At 37.2% G+C, this 8,354-nt stretch carries 8 protein-coding genes; 3 read left to right on the forward strand and 5 right to left on the reverse strand.

Annotation, left to right across the window (positions count from 1 at the left end; all coding sequences use genetic code 11):
- Positions 1 to 8 precede the first annotated feature (8 nt).
- The 3 genes from AC5KOD_RS18900 (at position 9) to AC5KOD_RS18910 (ending at position 3,019) form a co-directional block, all read left to right on the forward strand.
- Positions 9 to 1,148, forward strand: coding sequence for a M56 family metallopeptidase (locus AC5KOD_RS18900; RefSeq protein WP_496916149.1), 1,140 nt, complete (start codon positions 9 to 11; stop codon positions 1,146 to 1,148).
- A 46-nt stretch (positions 1,149 to 1,194) separates the two neighbouring features.
- Positions 1,195 to 1,503 (forward strand): hypothetical protein, encoded by a 309-nt coding sequence (locus AC5KOD_RS18905; RefSeq protein ID WP_496916150.1) that lies wholly within the window; start codon positions 1,195 to 1,197, stop codon positions 1,501 to 1,503.
- A gap of 169 nt (positions 1,504 to 1,672) precedes the next feature.
- Entirely contained in the window at positions 1,673 to 3,019 is a 1,347-nt protein-coding gene (locus AC5KOD_RS18910) for a L,D-transpeptidase family protein (RefSeq protein ID WP_496916151.1), read from the forward strand.
- A gap of 122 nt (positions 3,020 to 3,141) precedes the next feature.
- Here the strand turns inward: AC5KOD_RS18910 and AC5KOD_RS18915 are convergent, their stop codons facing one another.
- From AC5KOD_RS18915 to AC5KOD_RS18935, 5 genes are all read right to left on the reverse strand, one after another.
- Entirely contained in the window at positions 3,142 to 3,363 is a 222-nt protein-coding gene (locus AC5KOD_RS18915) for a hypothetical protein (protein ID WP_496916152.1), read from the reverse strand.
- Positions 3,364 to 3,531: 168 nt separating this feature from the next.
- Positions 3,532 to 3,849, reverse strand: coding sequence for an LPXTG cell wall anchor domain-containing protein (locus tag AC5KOD_RS18920; RefSeq protein ID WP_496916153.1), 318 nt, complete (start codon positions 3,847 to 3,849; stop codon positions 3,532 to 3,534).
- A 15-nt stretch (positions 3,850 to 3,864) separates the two neighbouring features.
- On the reverse strand, positions 3,865 to 4,524 hold the full coding sequence (locus AC5KOD_RS18925) for a hypothetical protein (protein WP_496916154.1): 660 nt from the start codon (positions 4,522 to 4,524) through the stop codon (positions 3,865 to 3,867).
- 62 nt (positions 4,525 to 4,586) lie between these two features.
- Entirely contained in the window at positions 4,587 to 5,126 is a 540-nt protein-coding gene (locus AC5KOD_RS18930) for a hypothetical protein (RefSeq protein ID WP_496916155.1), read from the reverse strand.
- 14 nt (positions 5,127 to 5,140) lie between these two features.
- Positions 5,141 to 7,768, reverse strand: a complete 2,628-nt coding sequence (locus tag AC5KOD_RS18935; protein ID WP_496916156.1) for a fibronectin type III domain-containing protein — start codon at positions 7,766 to 7,768, stop codon at positions 5,141 to 5,143.
- Positions 7,769 to 8,354: the final 586 nt, after the last annotated feature.

An 8,354-nucleotide genomic window follows, 5' to 3' on the forward strand; every position in this document is an offset into this window, starting at 1 on the left:
GTTATATTATGACTATTATTTATAGATACTTGATAAACTATTGCGTCTTGCTTCTTTTTATTATCGCGATGAAACTCATCTTCAAAAAACGAATGCCTAGTAGCTTATATAAAATTTTATGGTTATTTTGCCTAATTAGACTGTCTATTCCAATGGGTGTCAACTTAAAAATCATCCATCCAGCAGCAACAGCCTTACCTCTAACCGCAACTGTAATCGAAGCCAATAGTCGTAACTTGATGTTTACAACTTCTACCCTTTTAATTATTATCTACCTAATTGGAGTTGCTATCACATCAATCAAGTTCCTTTTGGATTATCGAAAAATTGATTTTTTAGCTAAATCCAGCCTACCAGTTTCTTCTACTATCAAAAGGACATGGATTGAACTTTTAGGCGTTAACACGAAGACAGAGATTCGCTATTCTGATGAGTTACTGCAGCCCTTTGCTTATGGTGTGATTAAGCCAAAAATCATTTTACCACAGTCTCTGATATCTGAGATAGACTCTCCCGATATGGCGTATATCATCACTCATGAAATGACGCATATAAAAAATAAAGATGTCTTAATCAAACGCTGGAGTACTCTTTTATGTGCCATTCACTGGTTCAACCCGCTAGTCTGGTTAATGGATCGGTTGCTAACTGAAGACATTGAAAAAACCTGTGATGAGATGGTTATTGATACATTCGGCCTAGCCAAACGGCAAGAATATGCCGAACTACTACTAGTCAATGCCACAAAAGGTATTGATGCTAATCGTCAACCAAGTTTTGTTTCTTCACCAGTCACTGATCGAATTAAAACCATCATGAGACTTAATAAACCTCAGCACGCTTTAGGAGTCTATTTCGTTACCATTATCACAGCTCTGATTTTTTTAGCTTCATTACTTGGTTACAGTCAAACAACTACTGCTTCAACTATCACAGAATCCACTCCTGTAGTAGAAGACATAGGTACAGGAACCGAGAGTATCACAGTTATTGATGATGTTCAGTCTGTCGACGAGAATGTTGATGCTTTCCCTATCCTTAAACCAGACAATGAGATTGACCTAATGTCGGTCGAACAAACAAAAGAATATTTAGAGACTTACAGTAAAGATTTGACTAACTACCTGCAACAAATTGCAGAAGACTAGCAAACATTTACTGTTAGCTATAAAAAATTAAAGAAGAGGTGTCTAAATGAAGAAAAAAGTACTAACTTGCTTACTCGTTTTATCAGCTATTCTAATTTTCCCAACTCAACTCTTTGCGGCAGAAACACAACAACCCTCAGATCCAGGTGAAATTGTAGAGATTTTACCAACTTTACCAAATTTTGAGATTACGCCCTTTGCTTCTTCAAAAGGTGAATATGTCAATATCAAGGTAAAATTCAATGGAGCACCACCTGCTACTTACTTCTACAATCGTGGAGATAAATCGGGGACGCTTAAACGCTATTTAGCTGTTGATAAATACACAGCTCTTTACGACGGCTATATTAAATAAGCGTCGGCGCATTCAATAGAAAAACAAGTCTACGACAGCAACTGTCCTAGGCTTGTTTTTTTACTAATTTCCTTCCATTCTGAGCCCATAAATAGTCAGCTTTTGTAATCGATGCTATAATAAGCATGTCAATTTTTTACTTACTCTATTAGAAAGAAGTGATAGTTACATGAAAAAGAGATATCTTTTTTTGACCTTCATCGCCATACTGCTTATTCTAGTTGGCGCATATGCCTATAAATCAGTCACTTATACCCGTCACTTCCTACCCAAAACAACGATTAATGGAGTTGATGTAGGAAAATTAACAGTTGCAAGTGCCCATGATAAACTAGCAAAAAATATAACTGATCAAACACTTGTTGTGTCAATAAAAGATAACGTCATTAGCCAAGAATCACCAACAAATGCAGGTATTGAAGCTCTCTCTAAAACCCAAATTGAAGCTAAGTTAAAAAAACAAAACCCATTGCTATGGCTGTTTTCAGCGCCAAAAGAACAGACTCTTCCTCTGACGTTTAACAAGGACAAACACGAAGCATATCTGGCTACTATTCGTGAAAAGCTAACCGAATTTAATGCCAATGCTCCACAAACTAAAAATGCTGAAATTAACTTTAAAGATGGAACATTTGTCATCACGGATGAGCAATACGGCAAAACGATTGATAGTGACAAAGAACTCAAGGCCATTGACACAGCTATTCAAAAAAATCAGTTTGAGATCACCATCGATCCAGCAGACTCAAAGCCAACTATTTTTAAAGATGATCCGGAGTTACAAGCCAAGTTAGCAACTGTTACTAAAATTCTCGACCAAACTTACACCTATATAATCAATGGAGAAGACATGACAATTCCTAAAGAGACACTTGTCAAAATGATTCAACCAACACAAGAGACACTTGTCAATACTGAGGCCGTTGCAGCTTATCTAAGTGAACTGGGAAAAACTAAAAATACAAGTACCAACTCATCAAGTTTTGCAAGTACTAGACGAGGTACGGTCACTGTTCCAGCTGGTACTTATAGTTGGACAATTGATGAAGAGGCTGAGACCGAGGACTTAACTAAGGCACTAACAAACGCTCAAGCATTCAAAAGACCGCCTGCTTTCGTTGGAAGCACTACACCAGAAACGGCCTTAATAGGAAAAACTTACATCGAAGTTGATTTAACGAATCAACATATGTGGTTCTATCAAGATGGTAAAGTCGTTTTAGAGACCGATGTCGTTACAGGCAAACCCTCTACCCCAACTCCTCCTGGTGTCAATTATGTTTGGAAAAAAGAACGCAATGCTACCTTAACTGGAGAGGACTACGCTAGTCCTGTTGATTATTGGATGCCTATTGATTGGGATGGCGTTGGGATTCACGATTCTAACTGGCAAACAGCTTATGGTGGTGATCGTCATGTTCAATACGGTTCTCACGGTTGTATTAATACGCCACCAGATATTATGAAACAACTCTTTGAAAAAGTGGAAATCGGCACACCCGTTATTGTTTTTTAAGCCAGCAACCTAAATATAAACCGACGGCCTACACATGAATCAATGTGTAGGCCGTCGGTTTATTGCTGTCAATATCTAAAGCAGAGTCGACGATTTGTCTCTCATACCTCTTCTAATTCCTTTTAAATTCTTTCCTTAACTTTAAACGCTTCTCCCTCTTGCTTCGGTAACTGGTCATCGAAACTAAACAAAAGATGTTCTTGATTGTTTTCGTCCATTACAATAACAAGATTTTCTTTACCACGTTGCTTTGACTGCTCAACTTGTACAACTCGATATAACTCTTTTGCATCTTTCTTTGAAGCTAAGGCATTTCCTCGATTAAAGAACACTGTTTCTTCCACTTTTACCGCCTCCTTGATTGACAAGCTTTTGATACCTTTATTATAACTCAGCCTAAGAAAATGAGCCACTATGACTATCTGGCACATTTAATACAGTACCTAGTATTAGTTTCCAACTAAAAAAACTAACAAAAAGAACCCCATCCCTTCTTTTTGTTAGTCCACTCTTTATTCAATTTGATCTTTTTTTCTCAATACAGTGTAAGTAATACTACCTATCAATAGTAATAAACCTAAGTAAACCCAATACGAAGAAATCGTTTCTCCTGCCCGAGGCAAGTTCTTCAACTGAATCGTTGATTGCTTCGGTGTAGCCAATTTTCCATCTGTTACTTTTTCAGGCGGAATGCTCTCTATTGTATCTGTTTGCTTGCCACCAATAAGACCCTTGATACCTATATCTGCCTCTGCTGCACTAGCCCCAATAGGTACTAACACGATCATACATAATAGAACTAATACAACGAATCTACTGAAACGTCTCATCCTAGCTCACCAAATTTATGGTGTAACACCTAAAGTCACTCCATCTTTTTGAATAGTAGTGAATTTTAATGTCAACGTGTAGTTTTCTGGTGTAGCAGTTTGCCCAGCATCAGCTGGCAAATTAGCAACTGTCGTTCCTGTGTAATGGAATGTTGCTTCTTTAGCAAAAGCATTATCCGCATCTGTATCTAATTTCAATTTCCCTTGATTATTTGCCAATGTCAACCAAACAGGGGTACCTGTTAGTGTTGAAAGAGCATTACCCGTTACTAATTTTCTAGCTGCTGGCACGCCACCTGATAGTCCTGTTCCCTTAACATTAATGTCTAATTCATCGACATAAGTAGGGGTTCCTGCCATATTATTTAAGTAAACAGCTACACCACGACCAGAATTATTAACAATACTGTAATCAGCTGACTCAATATTTTTGTGTGCACTAGCTGTAGTCGTATGGAAAGCTGTTGCCGTATCAACTGTTACATTAATCCACTCATCTTCACCATCAGGAATCTTTTCATCTGGATCTGTATTATCTAATTTACCAATTGTCCCATTGATTTGAACGTCTGCCGTATTTTCACCGTCAATCGTCTCTGCAAGTACTGGTTGTGCTAAGCTAAAAATGCCTAGTCCCATAATTAAAGTTGTTGCTAAAAGTGTCTGTTTCTTCATAATTTTGTTCTCCTTTTTTCTATGTAAGTTATATTTTCAACAGTTTTCCTGTTAAATTCTAGTTAATTTTTTACCTCTAAGGTAATTCCCGCTTGAACCTGCCCACGTTTTTTAGACGTTTTAGCATCATAAATATTGAAGGTCGCCGTTGCAGGGTAAGTACCTGCCTTCAAATCCTTATCAAGTTTGGCCCCGCTAATCTCAAATCCTGGTTCCATCGCGCCTGACGAATAGACTTCCTCTTTCGTCTCATCCAGTGTAATCACAACATTAATTGGATAACCATTCACTTCTGGATTTTGAATATATAAACTACCTTCGCTTTCACCTGTTTCAAAAATTGCTTCTGATTTAATCACCATATTAAATTTACTGGCATCCACAACTTTTTGCTCGGCATTTTTTAGCTCTTTATCACTCATCTTTTTGGCATCTTTACTATCTGGTAAATAATCACCAGAGATGACCTGAACTGGGGTTTGTTTCGTTGAAAAATAATAATAGGTTCCACCCGCTATCAAACCAATTAGCAACAATAGTAATAGCCATAGCCAACGTTTTTTCTGCTTATTTTCCGGCTGTGTCTCTCGTCGATCAGTCATTCGATTCCTCATTTCTATTTACTTTTTTCTACTTTAACTGTCATCTTATAAACAGGCGAAATTGCTTGTTTAGTCGGATTGAAATACTTACCGCTAAAACGAATCGTCTCTTGCTTATTTGCACCAGTATCCAGAATACCTAATGAAAGTGGCGCTGTTGCTAAATCACTGGTAATAAATGAAGGCGTTGCTTGATTCCTCCCCACAATTAATTGAAGAGCTAGCTGATCCGAATCAGCTTGACCTAACAAATCGGATCGCAAAAGTAACTCATTTGCTGCTTGATTTTCTTTATCTAAGCCCACTAAAGACAGCTCCGTCGCGACATTTCCATTATTAACTAGCTGATAATCAGCAGAATGAATCTGGCCTGCTTGACTTGTACCAAGATCATTATTATCTGTTTGAAAGGCCATTTCTATTGGTACTTCCACATTAATAATCTCAACAATAGTTGTAAATTCAGTTAGGGGCGTTTCTGCTAAGATCACCTCTTGACCAGATTCACCTGTAACCTTAAGCCTCACATAGTAAGTCGTTCCTTCTGCCAGCCCCGTTAACTTTGTAGTAAAAAATTGATTTTTTTCACCAGATAACTCAGCTTGGCTCATTTTTGTATCGGCTCCAGAAAACTGTTCATTTGGACTATACTCCACTAAAACCTGTTGATAATTTCCACCATAGGGTACTGCATCACCTAACAACTGCCCACTAACGAGAGCCGTACTTCCACTTAATACTTCAGCAGAAATATCAGACAATGCAGGCAATGTAACAAAGGTGTGAGCGTCTGATAGCTGACTTTCTCCTGCTTCATTCGTGACGATTGCTTGTAACCAGTATGTTGTATTGGGATTTAATCCCTGTATATCAGATTGATAAACCGAATCAACAACTGTATTTAAACTATCAAATTCTGATAACTGGACACTGTGCTGAGCCTTTGATATATCATTAATATCCTGTTGCGAAGAGAACAAGAACCACTTAACATCTGTCGCAATCCCCCCATTATTATATGAACTCCCATGAAGTCTCGCTGAAGTCGCAGTCACTTGATCCGCTGAAACAGTCACTTGACTAGGTGGATCTACTTTTTGACTAAAGACTAATTTTTGAGAACTTCCTAATGCGGTCAACTCACTCGTTGTCAAAGGATCAATCGAGCTTGAAACATTGGTATAGGTACTGCCTCTCCCTCGCAAGTCTGAAGAAGTCTTATAAATAATTGAATCTGGATTGGTTCCCGTTTTCGAATTAAACGTTTCTACTTTCTGAATCCCACTCCCGCCAAAGGATAAGTTTTTAGCAGTATTTGCAGTAGAGCCATTCAAGCCAAGGGTTCCTGCAGCAGTTGAGCTGAATACAGCTTGCTCTGGTTGTTGCATATCCAAAGTGAATGTACTAGAGGTTGATGACGTAAAAATCAGCCCTGAAGCAACATCAATCGAAGTATTGGCATTCTCACCTATGGTCATCCCGCCACCTACCGACCCGACATTAATTGGCGCCGGTAAGACAAAGGAAACCTGACTATTCTTCTGAAAATCAAAGGTAACTTTTTGATTCTGGGTGCTATAGAAAAATGAATTTTTTGCCCCTCCCGTTGCTAAACTAACTTTATCAAGTTTAAATCGAGCATTTTCCTCTACAATATAACTAGGGGCATAGGTACCATAGGTCATACTAGCATTCGTCTGTACATTTAATTCAGCATTTTTACGAACAATCAGTTGTGAGGTATTAGCATGCGGATTTCCTGATGCGGCTCCCGCTGACCAGATAAAGGCTAAACTCCCCGCTGGAGATGAATGTTCAATTGTCGTCAGGCCGTTTTGAATCTCAACATAATTGATTTCGGCCCATTCTTGCGAATAGCCTCCTGTGCCTACCTGAATAATCTTATTTGTCCCACGCATAATGGCAGATCCATTTGGGTTGTAAATCATTTGACCATTATTGGAATAATAAGAAATAGTATCAAAAATAAGCGTCATATTTATTCCAGAACCTGTTACAATGCCATAATATCCAACTGCCCCAGCACCTCCTGGCTGTCCAAATTGCGTATTACGAATTTCTACTGTCGCGTTATTTTCATTGACATAAAAACCTCGAGCAGCAGTTCCTGCTTTATTATAAGTAATAACATGGTTTGCGCCGTCAATAATAACCCCATTTTTTAACTGAAACGCTGATGTTCCTAAATCAATATCTTGCGTTAAACGAAAAGTTAATTTTGAATTATCCTTTAAAAGATCCGTTAAGGTTGCCGCAGAATCAACTAACCAAAAACCATCACTATCTTGAACAGGAGCAGCTTTTGATAATCGTTTAGGCTCTTCCACTGACTCACTCATCTCAGTCGAATCACTCGTAATCAATTCCTGTGGCTGGCTAGTATCAGACAAACTATTTTGTTCCTCTTCACTGCTAGATTCTGTCTCACTAGTTGAAGAAGAGTCAGGTGTTTCAATCAGCGAGTCTTCAGTTAGCGAGTCAGTTGTTTCACTGGATTCAATAACCTGCTCAGAACTTGTTACACTCGTCAGTGACTCACTTGCAGCTCCGGAAACAACTGTCATCGATTCAGTCATTAATAAGACACACACACTCATCAATGTAACTATTTTTTTTCTCACACGCATTCCTCCCCTTCAACTTATTTTGAGTTAACCGTTTGTTTATTAATAGGCTTCTTTTCGAATATTCAGCTTATAAATTTCCTTATAACTTTAGCATAAATTTTATTATACGTTATTTAAGAAATAATTTCATTCTTTTTTTGAAATTAAATTCCGTTTTTTATTTTTCTTAAACATTCCTTAAAAAACAAGTGTTAAAAATAGCTAAACATAAAAAAACACGATTAATATCGTAATAAATATAACTATTTACATAATTGCATTCAATTTAAATTAAATTTAAATGATAACTCTGTCATTTACAAAAAAATAAATACGTTATTTTAATTTAAAATAAAGATAAAAATAAAAATATATTATGTTATTCAAACAAATCTAACCTTATGAATAAAACCGTTCATAATTAAAATAAATATACCTATTTATCATTTTCGAACGATGAAAGAAATTGGGAAACAAAAAAAAAGAGTTTGGGACGTAAGTCCCAATGAAAAATCCAGATACCAGTCAAATTGATTGGCATCTGGATTATTTTTTTGTACAAAAATAAGAACACCTTTGCTAAAATAAAAGTGACAAAACA

The organism is Vagococcus sp. WN80Y (genome assembly GCF_059621045.1).

Excerpts from the sequence above, each read along its gene's own strand:
- AC5KOD_RS18905 (WP_496916150.1), top strand. The coding sequence starts at position 1,195 with ATGAAGAAAAAAGTACTAACTTGCTTACTCGTTTTATCAGCTATTCTA.
- AC5KOD_RS18920 (WP_496916153.1), bottom strand. The coding sequence starts at position 3,849 with ATGAGACGTTTCAGTAGATTCGTTGTATTAGTTCTATTATGTATGATC.
- AC5KOD_RS18925 (WP_496916154.1), bottom strand. The coding sequence starts at position 4,524 with ATGAAGAAACAGACACTTTTAGCAACAACTTTAATTATGGGACTAGGC.
- AC5KOD_RS18900 (WP_496916149.1), top strand. The coding sequence starts at position 9 with ATGACTATTATTTATAGATACTTGATAAACTATTGCGTCTTGCTTCTT.
- AC5KOD_RS18930 (WP_496916155.1), bottom strand. The coding sequence starts at position 5,126 with ATGACTGATCGACGAGAGACACAGCCGGAAAATAAGCAGAAAAAACGT.
- AC5KOD_RS18910 (WP_496916151.1), top strand. The coding sequence starts at position 1,673 with ATGAAAAAGAGATATCTTTTTTTGACCTTCATCGCCATACTGCTTATT.